At 72.5% G+C, this 19,727-nt stretch carries 19 protein-coding genes; 10 read left to right on the top strand and 9 right to left on the bottom strand.

The genetic code is table 11. From position 1 onward, the window contains the following. Positions 1-38 precede the first annotated feature (38 nt). Positions 39-320 (top strand): hypothetical protein, encoded by a 282-nt coding sequence (locus ACFYU0_RS30055; protein WP_351667568.1) that lies wholly within the window; start codon positions 39-41, stop codon positions 318-320. Positions 321-418: 98 nt separating this feature from the next. Continuing rightward, positions 419-2,197: a phosphatidylglycerol lysyltransferase domain-containing protein gene (locus tag ACFYU0_RS30050; protein WP_351667566.1), complete on the top strand. Its 1,779-nt coding sequence runs from the start codon at positions 419-421 to the stop codon at positions 2,195-2,197. Here the strand turns inward: ACFYU0_RS30050 and ACFYU0_RS30045 are convergent. The 7 genes from ACFYU0_RS30045 to ACFYU0_RS30015 form a co-directional block, all read right to left on the bottom strand. Beyond that, complete coding sequence (locus ACFYU0_RS30045) at positions 2,181-2,744, bottom strand: GNAT family N-acetyltransferase (protein ID WP_389305214.1); 564 nt, start codon at positions 2,742-2,744, stop codon at positions 2,181-2,183. The genes ACFYU0_RS30050 and ACFYU0_RS30045 overlap by 17 nt on opposite strands. A 173-nt stretch (positions 2,745-2,917) precedes the next feature. After that, positions 2,918-4,351, bottom strand: a complete 1,434-nt coding sequence (locus ACFYU0_RS30040) for a HAMP domain-containing sensor histidine kinase (RefSeq protein WP_351667562.1) — start codon at positions 4,349-4,351, stop codon at positions 2,918-2,920. Further along, positions 4,351-5,085 carry a response regulator transcription factor gene (locus ACFYU0_RS30035; RefSeq protein WP_351667560.1) on the bottom strand — a complete coding sequence of 245 codons (735 nt, stop codon included), beginning with the start codon at positions 5,083-5,085 and terminating at the stop codon, positions 4,351-4,353. Before ACFYU0_RS30035 ends, ACFYU0_RS30040 begins: the two co-directional genes overlap by 1 nt. 97 nt (positions 5,086-5,182) lie before the next feature. Next, complete coding sequence (locus tag ACFYU0_RS30030) at positions 5,183-5,779, bottom strand: CE1759 family FMN reductase (protein WP_389305406.1); 597 nt, start codon at positions 5,777-5,779, stop codon at positions 5,183-5,185. Positions 5,780-5,787: 8 nt separating this feature from the next. Beyond that, complete coding sequence (locus ACFYU0_RS30025) at positions 5,788-6,873, bottom strand: LLM class flavin-dependent oxidoreductase (RefSeq protein ID WP_389305211.1); 1,086 nt, start codon at positions 6,871-6,873, stop codon at positions 5,788-5,790. Between the two features lie 93 nt (positions 6,874-6,966). Continuing rightward, entirely contained in the window at positions 6,967-7,446 is a 480-nt protein-coding gene (locus ACFYU0_RS30020) for a MarR family transcriptional regulator (protein WP_351667554.1), read from the bottom strand. A 199-nt stretch (positions 7,447-7,645) separates the two neighbouring features. Continuing rightward, positions 7,646-8,116, bottom strand: a complete 471-nt coding sequence (locus ACFYU0_RS30015; protein WP_351667552.1) for a hypothetical protein — start codon at positions 8,114-8,116, stop codon at positions 7,646-7,648. A 115-nt stretch (positions 8,117-8,231) separates the two neighbouring features. On the opposite strand from ACFYU0_RS30015, the gene ACFYU0_RS30010 reads away from it, so the two are divergent. From ACFYU0_RS30010 to ACFYU0_RS29995, 4 genes are all read left to right on the top strand, one after another. After that, a complete protein-coding gene (locus ACFYU0_RS30010) occupies positions 8,232-8,570 on the top strand; it encodes a YnfA family protein (protein WP_389305208.1) in 339 nt (112 codons plus the stop codon). 52 nt (positions 8,571-8,622) lie between these two features. Continuing rightward, positions 8,623-9,399, top strand: a complete 777-nt coding sequence (locus ACFYU0_RS30005) for an SDR family NAD(P)-dependent oxidoreductase (RefSeq protein ID WP_351667548.1) — start codon at positions 8,623-8,625, stop codon at positions 9,397-9,399. Beyond that, complete coding sequence (locus tag ACFYU0_RS30000; protein ID WP_351667546.1) at positions 9,399-9,545, top strand: hypothetical protein; 147 nt, start codon at positions 9,399-9,401, stop codon at positions 9,543-9,545. Before ACFYU0_RS30005 ends, ACFYU0_RS30000 begins: the two co-directional genes overlap by 1 nt. A gap of 158 nt (positions 9,546-9,703) precedes the next feature. Then, positions 9,704-11,326 (top strand): alpha/beta hydrolase, encoded by a 1,623-nt coding sequence (locus ACFYU0_RS29995; RefSeq protein ID WP_389305205.1) that lies wholly within the window; start codon positions 9,704-9,706, stop codon positions 11,324-11,326. A gap of 7 nt (positions 11,327-11,333) precedes the next feature. Here the strand turns inward: ACFYU0_RS29995 and ACFYU0_RS29990 are convergent, their stop codons facing one another. Next, a complete protein-coding gene (locus ACFYU0_RS29990) occupies positions 11,334-12,527 on the bottom strand; it encodes an RtcB family protein (RefSeq protein ID WP_389305203.1) in 1,194 nt (397 codons plus the stop codon). 227 nt (positions 12,528-12,754) lie between these two features. Here ACFYU0_RS29990 and ACFYU0_RS29985 point away from each other — a divergent pair, with 227 nt between their 5' ends. From ACFYU0_RS29985 to ACFYU0_RS29975, 3 genes are all read left to right on the top strand, one after another. Further along, the gene (locus ACFYU0_RS29985) at positions 12,755-13,579 is read left to right on the top strand and encodes a DUF3558 domain-containing protein (RefSeq protein WP_351667538.1); all 825 of its coding nucleotides are present in this window, start codon (positions 12,755-12,757) and stop codon (positions 13,577-13,579) included. 128 nt (positions 13,580-13,707) lie between these two features. Beyond that, the gene (locus ACFYU0_RS29980) at positions 13,708-14,610 is read left to right on the top strand and encodes a DUF3558 family protein (RefSeq protein WP_351667536.1); all 903 of its coding nucleotides are present in this window, start codon (positions 13,708-13,710) and stop codon (positions 14,608-14,610) included. Positions 14,611-14,709: 99 nt separating this feature from the next. Further along, positions 14,710-15,960, top strand: coding sequence for a DUF2637 domain-containing protein (locus ACFYU0_RS29975; protein ID WP_389305404.1), 1,251 nt, complete (start codon positions 14,710-14,712; stop codon positions 15,958-15,960). Positions 15,961-16,068: 108 nt separating this feature from the next. On the opposite strand, the gene lysS is transcribed toward ACFYU0_RS29975, so the two are convergent. Beyond that, positions 16,069-17,811, bottom strand: a complete 1,743-nt coding sequence (gene lysS, locus ACFYU0_RS29970) for a lysine--tRNA ligase (RefSeq protein WP_351667532.1) — start codon at positions 17,809-17,811, stop codon at positions 16,069-16,071. A 140-nt stretch (positions 17,812-17,951) separates the two neighbouring features. On the opposite strand from lysS, the gene argS reads away from it, so the two are divergent. Next, entirely contained in the window at positions 17,952-19,715 is a 1,764-nt protein-coding gene (argS, locus tag ACFYU0_RS29965) for an arginine--tRNA ligase (protein WP_351667530.1), read from the top strand. Positions 19,716-19,727 lie beyond the last annotated feature (12 nt).

The raw sequence follows: 19,727 nt of genomic DNA, 5'->3' as shown, positions 1-19,727 counted from the left end.
GCGTCCACGGTCACACGTCTGTTCATCGGGGGGACACCATGCGGGACACACACACGGAGCCGGTCCCGGCCGCGCGGATCGCCGTACACCGACTCGCCCCGACGCTGACGGTGCTGGTCGTCAGCCTCGTGGTCGCCGCCGTCGGCGTCTACGAGCTGTGCGGTTTCGGCCTGCACAGCCTCGACCGGCGTCCGCACCTGTTCAGCGACGGCCTGGCCACCGGCGGGGTGATCGTCGCCGCGGTGGCGGCCGGGGCCGCGGTGGGCAACCTGGCCTGGACGCTGGCGGTGGCCCGGCGCGGGGTGGACAAGTCCGGATGAGAACCTGTGCACCGCATGTGCGCACCTTTGCACTCGCGTTACCCTACGAGCTGTAGGGTCGGGCTCGCCCCGTCCCCTCCCCCAAGGTGCCCGTCACCATGCCCGCACGACAGCCGAGCCTGGTCTCCCCACCGGCTCCCGCCCAGCACGCGCCCCGCCCCGGCGCGCCCACCCCGCCGGCCGGCGACGGCCTGCTGCGCAGGCGCGCGGCGGCGGCCACCGTCTGGTACCTGCGGCTGCAGGCCGCGCTCAACATCCTCGCGGTGCTCTCCCTGCCCTTCCGCGAGGAGGTGCACGAGCACAACGTCGGGTCGTTCTTCACGCCCTACCTGGCCACCGCCGGCCTGGTCTCAGCGTTCCTCGCCCTCTTCCTCGCCGTGGTGATGCGCCGCCGCAAACGAGCCGCCTGGGTCTTCAACCTGCTCCTGGCCGGACCGCTCTTCGGCCTCTACGTCCTCGCGCTCACCCGCGCCCCCTACCGCGAGCACCTCTTCAACTGGCTCTCCGCCGCCCTGACCGGCCTGTTCGTGGCCGCCCTGCTGCTCGGCCGGCGCGAGTTCGACGCCATCGGCGACCGCTCCAACCCGCGCCTCGCCCTCGCCGTCGGCGCCGGCGGCGCCCTGGTCAGCGCCACGCTGGGCACGCTGCTGGTGCGCGAGACGAACCGGATCCCCGGCGCCACCCTCAAGGAGGAGATCTCCTACACCCTGCTGCGCGGCATCAGCGTCGGCCCGCTCGCCGACCGCGTGGACACCGTGGACGCCCCCCGCTGGGCGGACATGACCGTCAACGTGCTGATGGCGGCGACCTTCCTCCTCGTCCTCTACGCCTGCTTCCGCGCCCCGCGCGGGGCGTGCCTGCTCGGCGAGGAGGACGAGCGGCGGCTGCGCGCACTGCTCGCCGGCCACGGCGAGCGCGACTCCCTCGGCTACTTCGCGCTGCGCCGGGACAAGGCGGCCATCTTCTCGCCGAGCGGCAAGGCGGCCGTCACCTACCGCGTCGTCGGCGGGGTCAGCCTCGCCTCCGGCGACCCCATCGGCGACCCCGAGGCCTGGCCCGGCGCCATCGACGCCTGGCTCGCCGAGGCCCGCCGGCACGCCTGGACGCCGGCCGTCATGGGCGCGAGCGAGGACGCCGGCACCGTCTACTCGCGGCACGGCATGGACGCCCTCGAACTGGGTGACGAGGCGATCGTCGAGCTGGCCGACTTCACCCTGGAGGGCCGCGCCATGCGGGCGGTCCGCCAGGCCCACAAGCGGGTCCGCCGGGCCGGTTACACCGTCCGCGTCCGCCGCCACGAGGACATCCCCGAGGACGAGATGGCCCTCCTCGTCGACCGCGCCGACCACTGGCGCGACGGCGCCACCGAGCGCGGCTTCTCCATGGCCCTGGGCCGGCTCGGCGACCCCGGCGACGGCCGCTGCGTGATGCTGGAGTGCCGGGACGCGGACGGCGTCCCCCGGGCGCTGCTCAGCTTCGTCCCCTGGGGCGAGCACGGCCTGTCGCTGGACCTGATGCGCCGGGACCGCGGCTGCGAGAACGGCCTGATGGAGTTCATGGTGGTGGAACTGCTGCTGCGCGCCGAGGAGTCGGGCGTCCAGCGGGTGTCCCTGAACTTCGCCATGTTCCGCTCGGTCTTCGAACGCGGCTCACGCCTCGGCGCCGGACCGGTGCTGCGCCTGTGGCGCTCGGTCCTCACCTTCTTCTCCCGCTGGTGGCAGATCGAGTCCCTCTACCGCGCCAACGCCAAGTACCGCCCGCTGTGGGAACCCCGCTTCCTGCTGTTCGCCAAGAGCAGCGACATCCCCCGTATCGGCCTGGCCAGCGCCCGCGCGGAGGGCTTCCTGACCCTGCCGGTGCTCAGGGGCCGGTCGTAGCGCCGGCCGGCCCCACGTCCGGGGACCACACGCCCAGCCACTGCTCGGCCCCCCACTCCTCGAACCGCTGCACCTCGGTGAACCCGAGCCTCGCCGCGAGGCGCATCGAGCGGTCGTTGGCGGTCTGGGTGGCGACCACCACCGGCGTGCCGGGAAGCACGCCGGCGAACCAGCCGAGCGCCGCCGCGCACGCCTCGGCGGCGTACCCGCGTCCCCAGGCCCGCGGCAGGAACAGGTAGCCCATCTCGGTCTCCCCGACGTCCGGACGGGCGTGGGCCGAACCCGCGTCGTGCGGTTTGAGCTCGACCATGCCGATCATCGCTCCGTCGAGCTCGACCACGAAGCGGCCGGGGCGCCGCTGGGGCGTCTCGGGCATCCGGCGCTCCAGCTCGTCACCCGGCTGCGCGCCGCCGGTGAAGGCGCCCACCTCCGGCGACGCGAACAGCTCGACGAACGCCGGACGGTCCCGGGCCTCGGGCGTGCGGAGCACGAGCCGCTCGGTCCTGATCGGAGCGGGCGGCCAGGCCGCGTACGGGAGTCGGGGCATGGCCGGCAACCTATCGCGCGCCCCCGGCAGCGGGCCGGGCGTACGCCGCGCTCACCGCATCCCCGCCGCCCGCAGCGCGGTGGGCACCGACGCCCGGACCACCCCGTTCACCTCACGCAGGCACACGCACTCGCGCTCCGTGCGCGACCGGCGTCCCCCGCGCCCAGGGCACCTCAGGCGCTCCCGTCGGCCACGATCCCGCCCCCGACGGTGAACCCGATGACCGCTCCGCCGCCCTCCCGCCGGTAGGCGAAGGGCGCCCCGCCGTGGGCCATGGCGACCTCGCGGACGATGGACAGGCCCAGGCCCGAGCCCGGCAGGGAGCGCGCGTCGGCGGCCCGGTAGAAGCGGTCGAAGATGCGGATGAGGTCACCCTCGGCGATGCCGGGCCCCCGGTCGAGCACCTCGACCCGGACCGTTCCCGGGCGCGCCGGACCGGTCACGGCGATCTCGATCGGCTCCTGGCCGCCCCGGTCGAACTTGGCCGCGTTCTCGACCAGGTTGGACAGCGCCCGCTGGAGCATCCCGGGCCGCCCGTCGGTGCGCGTGTCACCGCTCGCGCGCAGCACGATCTCCCGGCCGGTACGGCGCTTGGCCAGCCCCAGCACGTCCTCGGCGATGTCGGCGAGGTCCACCTGCTGCGGCGGCTCGCTGTCGGACTGCCCGGCCGCGAGGTCCACCAGCTCGTTGACCAGGTCGGTCAGCTCCCGGGCCTCCTGGGTGAGGTCGGCGACCAGCTCCTCCCGGCTGTCGGGCGGCAGCTCGTCGATCCTGCGCAGCAGCGAGATGTTCGTGCGCAGCGAGGTGAGCGGCGTCCGCAGCTCGTGCCCCGCGTCCTGGACCAGCCGCCGCTGGTCCTCCTCGGACTGGGCGAGGCGGCCCAGCATGCGGTCGAAGGCGCGGCCGAGCCGGCCCACCTCGTCCAGTCCGGTCACGGGCACCTGGATGCCCAGCCGGCGGGTGCGGGCCACGTCCTCGGCGGCGGAGGTGAGGATGATCAGGCGCCGGGTGATCCGGCGGGCCAGCCACCAGCCGAACAGGCCCGCGGCGACCACGACCGCCGACATCAGGATCAGCGTCCGCTGCTGCAGCGCCCGCAGCAGGTCCTCGGTGTCGCTGAACTCCTGGGCGACCTGCACCGCGCCCTTGCCGTCGCCGAGCGAGACCGTGGCGATGCGGAACAGGTCCTCGCCGACCCGGACGTCCTTGTGCTCGACCACCCGGCCGGCCGTCCGCGCCCCGGACACGGTCCGGTCCCGGGCGGTGACCGGCAGCACCGGGCTGCCGTGGTCGACGATCTCGCCCCGCGCGCCCAGCACCTGCACATCGGTGCGGGCCGGCCGGACCAGGTCGTGGCCGGGCCGGGAGGAGGAGAAGTCCTCGGGGACCATCTCGTGCTGCCGCACCTCGTCCCGCACGTCGGACACCACCTGCGTGAACACCGACTGCTGGTCGACCCGGACCAGCCGGGCGGCGGAGCTGTAGGACAGGATGCCGACGAGGATGGTCACGGCGGCGGTGACGGCCGCGAAGGACACCGCGAAGGTGGTCCGCAGTGAGACCAGCCGGGGCCGGGGCCCGGCGCCGGGCCGCCGGCCGCGCCCCACTAGTCCTCCCGCAGCACGTAACCCACGCCCCGCACGGTGTGGATCAGCTGCGGGGCGCCGGGCTCGTCCAGCTTGCGGCGCAGGTAGCCGACGTAGACGGCGAGGTTCTTGGAGCCGGGGCCGAAGTCGTAGCCCCAGATCCGGTCGTAGATCGTGGAGTGGTCGAGCACGATCCCGGCGTTGCGGACCAGCAGTTCCAGCAGCTCGAACTCGGTGCGGGTCAGCTCCAGCTCGCGGCCGCCCCGCCAGGCGCGGCGGGCCTGCAGGTCCATCCGGATGTTCGCGGCGCCCACCTGCCGGTCGGAGGCCTGCGCGTCCCGGCCGCCGTCACCGGCGGGCGGCGCGCCGGCCCCGCCCGCCGGCACCGGGCTGGTGCGGCGCAGCAGCGCCCGCAGCCGGGCGAAGACCTCCTCCACGTCGAAGGGCTTCACCACGTAGTCGTCGGCGCCGGCGTCCAGGCCGGCGATGCGGTCGGCGGTCTCCACCAGGGCGGTGAGCATGAGGATCGGGGTGCTGTCGCCCTCGGCCCGCAGCACCCGGCAGACCTGGAGCCCGTCGATGCCCGGCATCATCACGTCCAGCACCAGGACGTCCGGCGGGGTCCGGTGCGCCTGGGCCAGCGCCTCGACCCCGTCGGCGACGGCCGTCACCTCGTAGCCCTCGAGCGTCAGGGCACGCTCGAGGGCATGACGGATGGCACGGTCGTCTTCGGCGAGCAGCACAGTCTGGGGCACGCCCCCAGTCTGCCAAGGCCCCGGGCGGTTCCGCCGGGCCCGCAGGCCGACGATCACCCTTTTTACCGCGCTCTCACCGTCACAGCGGCGGGCCGCGTCAGGCGCCGGCGGCGCCGAGCCGCGCGAGCTGTTCCTCGAACGGCACGACCCGCGGCGCGGCCACGGACGCCGTCCCGGCGGCGGACAGGCCCGCCATGAGCCCGGCCAGCTCCCCCGCCGCCCGCTCGATCCGCTCGGCCAGCCCCTCGGCCCCCCAGTCCTCCGAGGCGGCGTAGACGCCGGTGGGTGCCACCACGGCCCGCAGGTACGCGAACAGCGGCCGCAGCGCGTGCTCCAGCACCAGGGAGTGCCGGCCGGTGCCCCCGGTGGCGGCGATCAGCACCGGCTTGCCGGTCAGCGCGTCCTTGTCCAGCACGTCGAAGAAGGACTTGAACAGCCCGCTGTACGAGGCGCTGAACACCGGCGTGACGACGATCAGCCCGTCGGCCCCCGCCACCGCCTCTTGGGCGGCGGCCAGGGCCTTGCCGGCGAACCCGTTGGTGAAGTTGTGCGCGATCTCGACCGCGAGGTCCCGCACCTCGACGACCTGGACGTCCACCGGCCTCCGCCGGTCCACCGCGGCGGCCAGCCGGTCGGCCAGCAGCCGGGTGGAGGAGGGCACGCCCAGTCCCGCCGACACGACGACGAGCTTCAGGTGATCGCTCATACCGTTGCCGCCTCCTTCGCGGTCAGCAGGGACTGGTGGGTCGGCGCCTCGGGCACGTCCGCCGGGCGCCCCTTCGCGAACTCCTCGCGCAGCACGGGCACGACCTCCTCGCCCAGCATGTCGAGCTGCTCCAGGACCGTCTTCAGCGGCAGTCCCGCGTGGTCCATCAGGAAGAGCTGGCGCTGGTAGTCACCGGCGTACTCGCGAAACGACAGCGTCTTCTCGATCACCTGCTGCGGCGAGCCCACCGTCAGCGGGGTCTGCTCGGTGAAGTCCTCCAGCGACGGGCCGTGCCCGTACACCGGCGCGTTGTCGAAGTACGGCCGGAACTCCCGCACCGCCTCCTGCGAGTTGCGGCGCATGAACACCTGGCCGCCGAGGCCGACGATCGCCTGCTCGGGGGTGCCGTGCCCGTAGTGGGCGTACCGCTTGCGGTACAGCTCGACCATCCGCTTGGTGTGGTCCGCGGGCCAGAAGATGTTGTTGTGGAAGAAGCCGTCGCCGTAGTAGGCCGCCTGCTCGGCGATCTCAGGCGAGCGGATCGAGCCGTGCCAGACGAACGGCGCCACGCCGTCCAGGGGCCGCGGCGTGGAGGTGAAGCCCTGCAGCGGGGTGCGGAACTTGCCCTCCCAGTCGACGACGTCCTGGCGCCAGAGCCGGTGCAGCAGGGCGTAGTTCTCGATGGCGAGGTCGATGCCCTGCCGGATGTCCTTGCCGAACCACGGGTACACCGGTCCGGTGTTGCCGCGCCCCATCATCAGGTCCACGCGCCCGTCGGCCAGGTGCTGGAGCATCGCGAAGTCCTCCGCGATCTTCACCGGGTCGTTGGTGGTGATCAGGGTGGTGGAGGTGGAGAGGACGAGCCGCTCGGTCCGCGCGGCTATGTAGCCGAGCATCGTCGTCGGGGACGACGGCACGAAGGGCGGGTTGTGGTGCTCGCCGGTGGCGAAGACGTCGAGGCCGACCTCCTCGGCCTTGAGCGCGATGGCGACCATGGCCTTGATCCGCTCGCGCTCGGTCGGCGTCCGCCCCGTGGTGGGGTCCGGCGTGACGTCGCCGACGGTGAAGATCCCGAACTGCATGGCCACCCTCCAGGTTGTTGACCGTTCAACTATAGCCGTGGAACGGTCCCCGGCCCGCCGCTATTCCCCCGCCCCCGCGGCCGCCCGGCCGGCTCAGCCGCGCCGCGCGCGCAGCCGGGCGACCTGCTCACGGCCGAAGTCCACGGTGCGCTCCATGTGCCGCACGATCACCGCGAGCTCGGTGTCGTCCAGCTCGTCGAAGAGGGAGAACCAGTCACCGGCCAGTGAGTCCCACAGCCGCCCGAACTCGGCGATCCGCTCCGGCACGGTCGCCACCAGGACCCGCCGCCGGTCCACCTCGTCCCGCCGCCGCACGACGTAGCCCGCCCGCTCCAGGCGGTCCACCAGCCGCGTCGCCGACCCCGTGGTCAGCCCGGTCAGCTCCGCCACCCGGCCCGTGGTGACCGGCGCCTCCTCGAGCGTGAGCAGGTTCAGGCACTGCAGATCGGTCGGGTGCAGCCCGATCCGGTCGGCCACGGCCTGGTTGAACAGGGCGTAGGACGCCATGTACCGCCGGGACACCACGGACAGCTCCGCCAGCAGCCCGGACCGCCCCGTCCCCTTCCCGGCCATGCCGCACTCCCCTTCGTCCGCGTCGTGCAGTGATCGTACGACCACGGCCCCGGACGCCCGGCGGGCGAACGCCTCGCCGACGCCGAAGGACGGACGCCCCCCCAATGCCGGAGGGCGTACGCGTCCCCGGGCGTACGCCTCCTCGGGCGTCACAAGGCGTACGCCTCCCCGGGATCAGAAGGCGTACGCGCCCCCGGGATCAGAAGGCGTACGCGTCCCCGGTGTCGAGGACCAGCACCTTCAGCCGGTCGTTCGTGCGGTCCCGGTCGACGGCGCCGCCGAGCCAGGCGGTGTCCACCTCCAGCGTCACCTCGGTCGGGTGCTCCTTGAGCAGCACCGCCACCGTGAGCCGCTCCCCCACCGCGTCCGGCGCCAGCGCGCCGATCCCGCACACCACCGTCCGCTCGTCCGTTCGCGCACACCCCTGGGGCAGCCGCTGTACCTCCGCCAGCGGCACCGACCAGCGCAGCAGCACGCTCGCGTCGGGCGCCGCGGCGGGCCCGTCGTTGCGCGGGGTGAGGGCGACCTCCACCCGGTCCCCGGTCATGACCGCGCTCCCGTGCAGCGCCAGATCGGCCTCGGGCACCGGAACCGCCCCGGCCGGCCCGGCCCCGCCCCCGGCCACCAGCAGGGCGCCGCACGCACCCAGCACCCACGACCTCGTCCGCATGCCGTCCCACCTCGCGCTCGCCGTCCGTGTCCGCCGTACGGATGTATGCCACGCCAATCCGTCCGGCAGGCGCCCTCCAACAGGTGACACCGCGCCCGCGTGCGAAGCTGCCCGCATGCCGGTCCTCCGCTCCGCCGCCCTCTTCGTCGTCGCCGCCCTCTTCGAGATCGGCGGCGCCTGGCTGGTCTGGCAGGGGGTCCGCGAACACCGCGGCTGGCTCTGGATCACCGGCGGGGTCCTCGCCCTCGGCGCCTACGGGTTCGTCGCCACCTTCCAGCCCGACGCCCACTTCGGCCGCATCCTCGCCGCCTACGGCGGGATCTTCGTGGCCGGCTCCCTGCTGTGGGGCGTCGTCGCCGACGGCTACCGCCCCGACCGCTGGGACATCACCGGCGCCCTGATCTGCCTGGCCGGCATGGCGGTCATCATGTGGGCGCCCCGGAACGGCGCCTGAGGGCTCACTTAGGCTGGACCGAACCGACCCGACGCAGTCCCAGGAGCAGCCCATGGCCACCGCAGCCCCGTCCGCCGCCTCCCGCATCGCCGTCGTCACCGGTGCGAGCAGCGGCATCGGCGCCGCCACGGCCCGGCAGCTCGCCCGGGCCGGCTACCGCGTCGTCCTCACCGCCCGGCGCAAGGACCGCATCGAGGCGCTGGCCGAGGAGCTGAACACGGCCGGCCACTCGGCGGCCGCCTACCAGCTCGACGTCACCGACCGCGCGGCCGTCGACGAGTTCGCCTCGGCCTTCCGGACGATCGGCGTGCTGGTCAACAACGCCGGCGGCGCCCTCGGCGCCGACCCGGTGGCCAGCGGCGACCCGGCCGACTGGCGCACGATGTACGAGACCAACGTCATCGGCACCCTCAACGTCACCCAGGCGCTGCTGCCCAGGCTGGAGGCGAGCGGCGACGGAGTGGTGGTCGTCGTCTCCTCCACCGCCGGCCACGGCACCTACGAGGGCGGCGCGGGCTACGTCGCCGCCAAGCACGGCGCCCACGTCCTCGCCGAGACCCTCCGCCTGGAGATCGTCGGCAAGCCGGTCCGCGTCGTGGAGATCGCGCCCGGCATGGTGAAGACGGAGGAGTTCGCCCTGACCCGCTTCGGCGGCGACGCCGACCGGGCCGCGAAGGTCTACGAGGGCGTGGCCGAACCCCTCACCGCCGACGACGTGGCGGAGACGATCGCCTGGGCGGTCACCCGCCCCAGCCACGTCAACGTCGACCTCCTCGTGCTGCGCCCGCGCGCCCAGGCCTCCAACACCAAGGTGCACCGGGAGTCGTGATGCCCGACCAGGACTCGCTGGAGAAGCGCCGGCTGGCCGAGGAGACGAGGAACGAACGCCAGGTCTGGTACTTCCTCGCCTACTTCCTCTTCGGCATCCACTTCGTGGCGTTCGTCATGATCTACGCCGTGCGCCACGCGAAGTAGCCCGCGCCTCCCTCGCCTCACGGCTCCGGGTTCCGCCATTCGGACGCGTCCGGCTGGCCCACACCCGTGCCCCGCGATGTCGTGGTCCGGACGGCCGCCGGCGCCCGGAGTCCGCCGCGTGGGCGGCACCGGACGCCCGGCCGCGAAGGGAGAGCGGCATGGGCAAGGCCGGGGTCATATCGGGGCGCGGGTGCTGGACCGCGGCCGTCACGGTGATGATGGCCTGTTCGACCATCCTGACCGGAACGGACCACGCGACGGCGGGCGGATCGCCGGCCCCCACGGCGCCCGTACCGCGCCTGGACTGGCGCCCCTGCGTTCCCGGCGGCCCGTTCGACTGCGCGACCGCGACGGTGCCGCTGGACCACGACGACCCCGGCGGCCGCACCGTCGGCCTGGCCGTCGTCCGGCACCGGGCCACCGGCCCCGGCCGGCGCGTCGGCACCCTGTTCTTCAACCCGGGCGGACCCGGCGGCCCCGGCACCGTGCAGATGCCGCAGCTCTACCCGTTCTTCCCGCGCGAGGTGCGGGAGCGGTTCGACATCGTGAGCTGGGACCCGCGCGGCATCGGCAGCAGCACCGCCGTCGACTGCTTCGCCACCCCTCAGGAGGCCACCGCGTGGACGGGGACCAAACCGGCCGGCATCCCGGTGGGCGCGAAGCAGCAGGCGGACACCTTCGCCGCCTACCGCGACCTGGCCCGGCGCTGCGAGCGCCGCGACCCCGAACTGCTGCGCCACGTGTCCACCGCCGACTCCGCCCGTGACCTGGACCTGCTGCGGCAGGCGGTGGGCGACCCGCGGCTGACCTACTTCGGCATCTCCTACGGCACGTTCCTGGGCGCCACCTACGCCAACCTCTTCCCCGGCAGGGTCCGCGCCATGACCCTCGACAGCAACGTGGACGCACGGGCGTACGCGGACGGCGCCCTCGGCGACGCCCCGCTCACGACGTTCCTGCGGCTCGGTTCGGACCGCAGCGCGGCGGAGGTGCTGGAACGGTTCCTCACCCTGTGCGGCAGCACCACCACCGCCCGCTGCGCCTTCTCGGCGGGCGACGCCCGGGCCACCCGGGAGAAGTTCGACGAACTGATGCGTCGGCTGCGCACGCACCCCGTGGGCGACTGGACCTACGGCCGCACCGCCGCGCAGGTGGTGAGCGGCCTCTACGTCGTCGACCCCGGATGGACCGACGTCGCCCGCGCCCTCCAGCGCCTCTGGCAGGGCCGCGCCCCGGAGCAGGCGCAGCGCCCGGCCGCGCCGCCGGTCCCGCACCCCGATCCGTACCTCGGCGACGAGCAGGCCGCCGCGGTGCTCTGCGGCGAGAGCCCCAACCCGCGCACCCCCGGCGCCTATCCCGCGCTGGAGGAGCGGGCGGCCGCCCGGGCGGGCGACGCCGGACGCGTCTGGACCTGGGCCGCCGTCGGCTGCTTCGCCTGGCCCGCCGTCGCGGCCGACCGCTACAGCGGCCCCTGGAACCGCCCGACGGCCCCGCTGCTGCTGGTCGGCACCCGCCACGACCCCGCCACCCCCTACGCGGGCGCGCGCGCCCTGGCCGACGAACTGGCCGACGCCCGGCTGCTCACCCTCGACGGCTACGGCCACACCGCGCTGATCAACCCCAGCGCATGCGTCGCCCGATACGAGAGCCGCTACCTGATCGACGGCACCCTCCCCCCACCCGGCACCACCTGCCACCAGGACACAGCCCCGTTCCCCGCCCCCACCCCGGTAGGCAGCATCGCCACCGGCGGCGGAGCACTGGCCCGACACCGCTCCTGAGCGGGCGTCAGCCCTTGACGCAGACGACCTGCTTCAGCTTGGCCACGACCTCGACGAGGTCGCGCTGCTGGTCGATGACCTGGTCGATCGACTTGTAGGCCCCCGGGATCTCGTCCACCACACCGGAGTCCTTGCGGCACTCCACACCCCGGGTCTGGTCCTCCAGGTCCTTGGTGGAGAACCGGCGCTTGGCCGCGTTGCGGCTCATCCGCCGGCCCGCGCCGTGCGAGGCGGAGTTGAAGGACCGCTCGTTGCCGAGGCCCTTCACGATGTAGGAACCGGTGCCCATCGAGCCCGGGATGATCCCGTACTCGCCGGAGCCGGCCCGGATCGCTCCCTTGCGGGTGACCAGCAGGTCCATGCCCTCGTACCGCTCCTCCGCCACGTAGTTGTGGTGGCAGGAGATCTCCGGCTCGAAGACCGGCTTCGCCTTCTTGAACTCCCTGCGGACCACGTCCTTCAGGAGCGCCATCATCAGCGTGCGGTTGTACTTCGCGTACTCCTGCGCCCAGAACAGGTCGTTGCGGTACGCCGCCATCTGCGGGGTGTCCGAGACGAAGACGGCGAGGTCCCGGTCGACCAGGCCCTGGTTGTGCGACAGCCGCTGGGCCACGCCGATGTGGTGCTCGGCGAGTTCCTTGCCGATGTTGCGGGAGCCGGAATGCAGCATCAGCCAGACGGCGCCGTCGGAGTCGGTGCAGACCTCCACGAAGTGGTTGCCTCCGCCGAGCGTTCCCATCTGCTTGACCGCCCGCTCCTCGCGGAAGCGAACCGCCTCCGCGATCCCGCCGAACCGTCCCCAGAACTCGTCCCAGCCCGCGGTGGCAAGTCCATGGAAGTCCCCCGGCTCCACCGGCTCGTCGTGCATGCCCCGTCCCACCGGAATCGCCTGCTCGATCTTCGAGCGCAGGCGGGACAGGTCGCCCGGCAGGTCGTTCGCGGTCAGGGAGGTCCGTACCGCCGACATGCCGCACCCGATGTCCACGCCCACCGCGGCCGGGCAGACCGCGCCCCGCATCGCGATGACCGAGCCGACGGTCGCGCCCTTGCCGTAGTGGACGTCCGGCATCACGGCCAGGCCCTTGATCCACGGCAGGGTGGCGACGTTCTGGAGCTGGCGCAGGGCCACGTCCTCCACCGTCGCGGGGTCGGTCCACATCCGGATCGGCACCTTCGCGCCCGGCATCTCGACGTACGACATGAGTTCCTCATTCCCCCGGAAACAACAACAAAAGGCTTAGGAGCAGCAAAACGCAAAAGCGGCGACAAGGTCTATGAAAAGGGACAGGGGACCGTCGTTCACGGCAGTGCGTGCGGTACACATTGTCTCCAGGGAGCGCCCCGCGGCGGCAAGCGATTAACCAGCGGGGACCCCGGACCGTCCAGCGGATCACCCAGCGAGCGAAGACCGTCGAGAGGAGCCCGACCGTGCAGCGGAAGGCGTATGTGACCGGCACCGCCGCCCTCCTCGTGGCGCTGCTGGCCGGCTGCACGAGCGGTTCCGGGGACGAGGGCCCCACCGACAACGCCAACCCGGGCACCGCCGGCACGGCCACGCCCGCCGCCCAGCCCGGCAAGTACCGCAGCCTTCCCGAGGCCTGCGGGGCGGTGGACCACGACGCCCTCGACACGATGCTGCCGGGCATCGGGCAGATCACCGACCCGGACCAGCGGGAGAAGGCCTACCAGGGCGAGGCGGCGCTCACCTACAACACCGACCGCAGGGTGGGCTGCCGTTGGAAGGCGTCGTCCGGCGCCGCCACCGACCGGCTCGCGGTCGACTTCGAGCGCGTGGTGTCGTACGACAACGCGGTCAGCGACGACGACCAGGCGCAGAAGCTGTTCCTGGAACAGGAGACGGCCGCCGACCTGCCCGAGCCGAGCGCCCCCGCCTCCGCCACCCCCGCCCCCACGGCGAGCGCGGACGACGACGCCTCCCCGTCCGCCTCGCAGTCCCCGTCCGGCTCCGCCACGGAGTCCTCCGCCGGCGCCGCCGGCGCCCCGTCGGCCGAACTGCAGCCCCGGGTGCTGGCCGATCTCGGTGACGAGGCGTATCTGGACGACCAGCTCGCCACCTCCGGCTCGACGGCCGAACAGCGGACCGTGACTGTGGTGTTCCGCACGTCCAACGTCGTCGTCACCATCGAGTACGAGGAGCAGCCGATGGCGACGGGAGCGGTTCCCGACAGCAGGGAACTGCAGGACAGGGCCCGGAAACTGGCTTCTCAACTGGCCGACGCGCTGGGCGGATGACGGCTTCCGCGGGCTGCCGCGGCGTCCCCCGCAAAGCGCGTGAAGGGAATCCGCACAGCTGTCTCACCGCGTACCGTGGGGCCCCGCAGGAACCCGCACGAACACCGAGTGTCACGAGTGAAGGAACCATGCAGCGAGCAGCTCAGCGAAACGACCGTGCCCATGACCAGCGAGCCAAGCGTCTGCGCCGCGCCCTTGTCTGCGCGGCGGCCGTTCCCGCGGTGCTGATCACCGCCGCCTGCTCCTCCGACTCCGGGGACTCCGCGGACAAGGGCGGCGAGAGCGCGCGGCCGACCGCGGGCAGCGGTTCGGCGAAGCCGTCCGCGAGCGCGTCCCCGACCGTGCGGGCCGCCGCGTACCGCAAGCTGCCCGAGGCGTGCTCGGTGCTGTCGAAGAAGACGCTGACCGACCTGGTGCCGAAGGGCGCCAAGGCGGGCAAGGAGGGCAGCAGCGACGACACCGCCACCCGCTCCTCCTGCTCGTGGAACAGCCTGGACAACAACGGGGTCAAGGGCTCGCAGTTCCGCTGGCTGAACGTCTCGATGCTGCGGTTCGACTCCGACGCCGCCCGCGGCTCCGGCGACGACCAGGCCCACGCCTACCTCACGCACCAGGTGGAGGACGCCAAGAGCGTCTCCGGTGCGAAGAACACCAGGACGGAGCCGGTCTCCGGGACGGGCGCCGAGGCGACGCTGGTGCGCTACGACCTGAAGAAGAAGGAAGGCACCTTCAAGCAGCAGACGGTGGTCGCCCGGGTCGAGAACGTCGTCGTCACGCTCGACTACAACGGCGCCGGTCTGGCGGGCGAGAAGACGCCGAGCGCGGACGACCTGGCGAAGGACGCGCAGAAGGCCGTCAAGGAGGCGGTCGCGTCCGTCTCGTCGGCCAACAACGGGGGTTCCGGTTCCGGCGCGTCGGCGGGCGGGAGCGCGTCCCCGTCCGGGTCCGCCTCGAAGTCCCCGTCGAAGCAGGCGTCCAAGTCGCCCTCATCCAGCGCTTCTCCGTCCAAGTCGGCCGCGAAGAAGGACTGACCCGGGTCACGTGCGCCGCACACGTGTGCCACTCTGTTGCGCGCAACAACACGCAATGGGAGGGGATGACGAGTGGCCGCGCCAATGCAGCTGACTCGGATGCACCGCATACTCATCGGCGTGGTCGTCTCCGGCGCGCTGATCATCGCCGGCATCGGCTTCGCCGGTTCCTACGCGGCAGTCCGTGAACTGGCCCTCAAGAAGGGCTTCGGGAACTTCTCCTACGTGTTCCCGATCGGCATCGACGCGGGCATCTGCGTCCTGCTCGCCCTGGACCTGCTGCTGACCTGGATCCGCATCCCCTTCCCGCTGCTGCGCCAGACGGCGTGGCTGCTGACGGCGGCGACGATCGCGTTCAACGGCGCCGCCGCCTGGCCGGACCCGCTGGGCACGGGCATGCACGCGGTGATCCCGGTGCTGTTCGTGGTCGCCGTGGAGGCGGCCCGGCACGCCATCGGCCGGATCGCGGACATCACGGCGGACAAGCACATGGAGGGCGTCCGCATCACGCGCTGGCTGCTCTCCCCGCTGCCCACGTTCCTGCTGTGGCGCCGTATGAAGCTGTGGGAGCTGCGCTCCTACGACCAGGTGATCAAGCTGGAGCAGGAGCGCCTGGTCTACCAGGCGCGGCTGCGTTCCCGCTTCGGCCGGGCCTGGCGCCGCAAGGCCCCGGTCGAGTCCCTGATGCCGCTGCGGCTGGCCCGTTACGGCGTCCCCCTCGCGGAGACGGCCCCGGCGGGCCTGGCGGCGGCGGGCATCGAACCGCTGCTGCTGCCGCCGGCTCCGCAGCCGCAGCTGACCGCTCCCGGGGTCACGGCGGCCGCGGGCGGCCCGGCCGCCGCGACGGCGCCCGTTCCGCAGCAGGCGGTGGTCCCGCAGCAGGCGGCGCCCGCCGGGCAGCGGGGCGCCGAGCCGCCCGTGGACGAGGAGAGCCCCTGGTTCCACACTCCGCGCGAGGTGGACTACCACGGCGGCTACGACCCGGCGTACAACCCCGTCCCGGACCCCCAGTACGTCCCGGAGGAGGAGTACGAGGGCTGGTACGACGAGCAGCCGGTGGAGCAGTTCCAGCAGCCCTCCCCCGAGGAGACCGGCAGCTTCCCGATCCCGGTGGGTCCCAACCGCACCCGCGAGCTGGGCGAGGGCGGCGGCCCCCCGGAGCCGGACGAGGACGCGTACTACCAGGTCTTCCGCCAGTCGATCGACGGCAGCTACCCGACGCCCCGCGTGCTCGGTGACAACATCGAGGCGACGTACGGCAACACGCTGAGCCCCAGCACCCTGAAGGAGCTCGCGGAACGCTTCCAGCAGCGCCACACGGCGGAGATGGAGGAGGACCACATCGCCTAGCGGCGGCGCACGAGGACGCAGGCGGTCGCACGCGATCGCACGCGTGGAGAGACACGAAAGAGGGGCCCTCGGTCACGAGGGCCCCTCTTTCGTGTGTGCTCGCGCGCCCTACTCCCCGAGCAGGGCCCGCACCCGCTCCTGGCCCACGGCGAGCAGCAGGGTGGGCAGCCGCGGCCCTGTGTCCCGGCCGACCAGCAGGTGGTACAGCAGGGCGAAGAACGACCGCTGGGCCGTCTTGATCTCCGGCGGCAGCTCCTTGGGCGTGGCGTCGGCCGCGAATCCGGCCTGCACCTTGGGGACGCCGTAGACGAGGTGCGTCAGCCCGTCCAGCGACCAGTGCTCGGCGAGCCCGTCGAGCAGCAGCCGCACCGACTGCTGGGAGGCCTCGTCGAGGGACTTGAGCAGCTCGGCGTCGGGCTCGTCGCGGACGATGGTGCGCTGGTCGGCGGGGACGTGGGTGTTGATCCACGCCTCCGCCTTGTCGTACCGGGGCCGCGCCTCGTCGAGCGAGCCGAGCGGCTGCTCGGGGTCCAGCTCGCTGAGGATGCGCAGCGCCTGGTCCTCGTGGCCGGCGGTGATGTCGGCGACGGACGCGAGCGTGCGGTACGGCAGCGGACGCGCGGTCCGCGGCAGCTCGGCGGCCGCCGTGCCCACGGCCCGCGTGTACGCGGCGACGTCGCCCGGGAGCGCGGAGCCGTCGGCGACCTTGCCCGCGAGCTTGTCCCACTCGTCGTAGAGCCGCTGGATCTCCTGGTCGAAGGCGATCTTGAAGGACTGGTTCGGCCGGCGCCGGGCGTACAGCCAGCGCAGGAGCTGCGGCTCCATGATCTTCAGCGCGTCGCCCGGGGTGGGCACGCCACCACGCGAGGACGACATCTTCGCCATGCCGGAGATGCCGACGAAGGCGTACATCGGGCCGATGGGCTGCTTGCCGCCGAAGATCCCGACGATCTGCCCGCCCACCTGGAAGCTGGACCCCGGGGAGGAGTGGTCGACGCCGCTCGGCTCGAAGACCACGCCCTCGTACGCCCAGCGCATCGGCCAGTCGACCTTCCAGACCAGCTTGCCGCGGTTGAACTCGCTCAGCCGGACCGTCTCGGTGAAGCCGCAGGCGGTGCAGGTGTACGCCAGCTCGGTGGTGTCGTCGTCGTAGGAGGTGACGGTCGTCAGGTCCTTCCCGCAGTTGCCGCAGTACGGCTTGTACGGGAAGTAGCCGGCGGCGCCGGAGCTGCCGTCGTCCTCGGCGGCGGCGCCCGAGCCCTCCTCGGCCTCCAGCTCGGCCTCGTCCACCGGCTTCTGCTGCTGCTTCTTGGCCGGGGCCTTCTTCGTCCGGTACTGGGCGAGGATCGCGTCGATGTCGCCCCGGTGCTTCATGGCGTGCAGGATCTGCTCGCGGTAGACACCGGAGGTGTACTGCTCCGTCTGGCTGATCCCGTCGAACTCCACGCCCAGCTCGGCCAGCGAGGCGATCATCGCGGCCTTGAAGTGCTCCGCCCAGTTCGGGTACGCCGATCCCTTCGGCGCCGGCACCGAGGTGAGCGGCTTGCCGATGTGCTCGGCCCAGGACTTGTCGACGCCCGCGATGCCCTCCGGGACCTTGCGGTACCGGTCGTAGTCGTCCCAGGAGATCAGGTGCCGGACCTGGCGGCCGCGGCGGCGGATCTCGTCGGCGACCAGGTGCGGGGTCATGACCTCGCGCAGGTTGCCGAGGTGGATCGGGCCGGACGGGGAAAGACCGGACGCGACGACCACCGGTTTGCCGGGGGCCCGTCGCTCCGACTCCTCGATGACGTCATCCGCGAAACGGGAGACCCAGTCGGCGGTCTCGGTGCTCTGAGCCACGATCGGCACGTCCTTCTTTCTGAACGCTTCTTGAACGGGGTGACCTTCCCATTCTCCCAGACCGCCCGGCGGCCGGGAAAACGCCTTTGTGCCCCATGGGATACTGGCCGTGTCTATCCATCCCCACGAGGAGAACGGCACCCCTTCCTATGGCCTCGGTCACGTCCCTCAGCGATTCCGTCCAGCAGCGCCTCGCGTCCGCCCTCTCGGCCACCCTGCCGGAGGCCGCCGGCGCGGACCCGCTGCTGCGACGAAGCGACCGGGCGGACTTCCAGGCCAACGGGATCCTGGCGCTCGCCAAGAAGGCCGGGTCCAACCCGCGGGAGCTGGCGACCCGGGTCGTCGCCGGGGTCGACTCGGGCGACGTGATCGAGGACATCGAGGTCTCCGGACCCGGCTTCCTGAACATCACGGTCTCCGACCGGGCGATCGTGGCGAACCTGGCCGCGCGGTACGCGGACGACACCGGCCGCCTCGGCGTGCCGCACGCCGCGAACCCCGGCACGACGGTGATCGACTACGCCCAGCCGAACGTGGCGAAGGAGATGCACGTCGGCCACCTGCGCTCCGCGGTGATCGGCGACTCGGTCGTCCAGCTCCTGGAGTTCACCGGCGAGAACGTGGTGCGGCGCCACCACATCGGCGACTGGGGCACCCAGTTCGGCATGCTCATCCAGTACCTGGACGAGCACCCGCACGAGCTGGACCACAAGGACGCCCAGGTGACCGGCGAGCAGGCGATGTCGAACCTCGACCGCCTCTACAAGGCCGCGCGCAGGCTGTTCGACTCCGACGAGGAGTTCAAGACGCGGGCCCGGCGCCGGGTGGTCGACCTGCAGGCGGGCGACCCGAAGACCCTCGCCATGTGGCAGAAGTTCGTGGACGAGTCGAAGATCTACTTCTTCTCCGTCTTCGAGAAGCTGGACATGGAGATCCGGGATGCCGACATCGTCGGCGAGTCCGGTTACAACGACATGCTCGCCGAGACCTGCCGGCTCCTGGAGGAGTCCGGCGTCGCGGTGCGGTCCGAGGGCGCGCTGTGCGTCTTCTTCGACGACGTCAAGGGCCCGGACGGCAACCCGGTCCCGCTGATCGTCCAGAAGTCGGACGGCGGCTACGGCTACGCGGCGACCGACCTCTCCGCGATCCGCGACCGCGTGTTCAACCTGAAGGCGAACACGCTGCTGTACGTCGTCGACGCCCGTCAGGCGCTGCACTTCCGGATGGTCTTCGAGACCGCCCGCCGGGCCGGCTGGCTGAACGAGGACGTCAAGGCGCAGCAGCTCGCGTTCGGCACGGTCCTCGGCAAGGACGGCAAGCCGTTCAAGACGCGTGAGGGCGAGACGGTCCGCCTGGTCGACCTGCTGGACGAGGCGATCGAGCGCGCGTCGGCCGTGGTCCGCGAGAAGGCCCAGGACCTGTCCGAGCGGGAGATCGCCGAGCGCGGCGCCCAGGTGGGCATCGGCGCGGTGAAGTACGCGGACCTGTCGACGTCGGCGATCCGGGACTACAAGTTCGACCTGGACCAGATGGTCTCGCTCAACGGCGACACCAGCGTGTACCTGCAGTACGCGTACGCCCGTATCCAGTCCATCCTGCGCAAGGCCGGCGAGGTCCGCCCAGCCGCGCACCCCGGGCTGGAGCTGGCGGAGGCCGAGCGCGCGCTGGGCCTGCACGTGGACGCGTTCGCGGAGACGGTGCGGGAGGCGGCCGCGGAGTACGCCCCGCACAAGCTGGCCGCGTACCTGTACCAGCTCGCCTCGCACTACACGTCGTTCTACGACAAGTGCCCCGTGCTGAAGGCCGAGACGCCGCAGCTGGTGGAGAACCGCCTCTTCCTGTGCGACGTGACGGCCCGCACCCTGCACCAGGGCATGGCCCTGCTGGGCATCAGGACGCCCGAGAAGCTCTGACGGCGGCGCCCG

This window comes from Streptomyces sp. NPDC003720 (assembly GCF_042875075.1).
GTDB lineage: Bacteria > Actinomycetota > Actinomycetes > Streptomycetales > Streptomycetaceae > Streptomyces.
Note: the sequence above shows the minus strand (reverse complement) of the source record. Positions and strands in the feature narration are given on the sequence as shown.

Bases quoted from the DNA above. Each gene is read 5' to 3' on its own strand.
- ACFYU0_RS30055 (WP_351667568.1), top strand. From the start codon at position 39: ATGCGGGACACACACACGGAGCCGGTCCCGGCCGCGCGGATCGCCGTA.
- ACFYU0_RS30050 (WP_351667566.1), top strand. From the start codon at position 419: ATGCCCGCACGACAGCCGAGCCTGGTCTCCCCACCGGCTCCCGCCCAG.
- ACFYU0_RS30045 (WP_389305214.1), bottom strand. From the start codon at position 2,744: ATGCCCCGACTCCCGTACGCGGCCTGGCCGCCCGCTCCGATCAGGACC.
- ACFYU0_RS30025 (WP_389305211.1), bottom strand. From the start codon at position 6,873: ATGCAGTTCGGGATCTTCACCGTCGGCGACGTCACGCCGGACCCCACC.
- ACFYU0_RS30020 (WP_351667554.1), bottom strand. From the start codon at position 7,446: ATGGCCGGGAAGGGGACGGGGCGGTCCGGGCTGCTGGCGGAGCTGTCC.
- ACFYU0_RS30015 (WP_351667552.1), bottom strand. From the start codon at position 8,116: ATGCGGACGAGGTCGTGGGTGCTGGGTGCGTGCGGCGCCCTGCTGGTG.
- ACFYU0_RS30010 (WP_389305208.1), top strand. From the start codon at position 8,232: ATGCCGGTCCTCCGCTCCGCCGCCCTCTTCGTCGTCGCCGCCCTCTTC.
- ACFYU0_RS30005 (WP_351667548.1), top strand. From the start codon at position 8,623: ATGGCCACCGCAGCCCCGTCCGCCGCCTCCCGCATCGCCGTCGTCACC.
- ACFYU0_RS30000 (WP_351667546.1), top strand. From the start codon at position 9,399: ATGCCCGACCAGGACTCGCTGGAGAAGCGCCGGCTGGCCGAGGAGACG.
- ACFYU0_RS29995 (WP_389305205.1), top strand. From the start codon at position 9,704: ATGGGCAAGGCCGGGGTCATATCGGGGCGCGGGTGCTGGACCGCGGCC.
- ACFYU0_RS29990 (WP_389305203.1), bottom strand. From the start codon at position 12,527: ATGTCGTACGTCGAGATGCCGGGCGCGAAGGTGCCGATCCGGATGTGG.
- ACFYU0_RS29980 (WP_351667536.1), top strand. From the start codon at position 13,708: ATGCAGCGAGCAGCTCAGCGAAACGACCGTGCCCATGACCAGCGAGCC.
- ACFYU0_RS29975 (WP_389305404.1), top strand. From the start codon at position 14,710: ATGCACCGCATACTCATCGGCGTGGTCGTCTCCGGCGCGCTGATCATC.
- argS (WP_351667530.1), top strand. From the start codon at position 17,952: ATGGCCTCGGTCACGTCCCTCAGCGATTCCGTCCAGCAGCGCCTCGCG.